At 42.8% G+C, this 334-nt stretch carries 1 protein-coding gene; it reads right to left on the bottom strand.

The genetic code is table 11. The features are described from left to right. Positions 1 to 101: 101 nt before the first annotated feature. On the bottom strand, positions 102 to 334 hold a 233-nt coding region (locus tag FH871_RS34290), incomplete at its 5' end, for a transposase (RefSeq protein WP_212768300.1).

Raw genomic sequence — 334 nt, 5'->3', positions numbered from 1 at the left:
AGCCCCTTTTGAGGAGCTAATTCAGGCTCCTCAGCCTGGTAGACCTTAATCTCTTGTTCAAAACCTGTTTGCGTTTTCTGGTGTTTGAGATGATGAAACACCTATTTCCAGCCCTCTGGATGGGTGTAGCTATCCTCTTTTTCATTATAGTGCCAATTGGCTAGATTCTTGTCAGACTTTCTGTAGGTCCTCTTTTGTTCCTTATCAAACCGACCATACTTAATCAGGTGATTAATTTCCTCTTGGTCAAGAGTTAGTAGGTTCTCTTCACTCCCATAACCAGCATCTGCGACAATAGTCTTAGCCTCATGGGGATAGGAGTCTAGAAATGGTA

The organism is Larkinella sp. C7, assembly GCF_006149005.1.
GTDB lineage: Bacteria > Bacteroidota > Bacteroidia > Cytophagales > Spirosomataceae > Larkinella.
The sequence above is the reverse complement of the archived record's forward strand: the minus strand, read 5'-3'. Positions and strand labels throughout refer to the sequence as shown.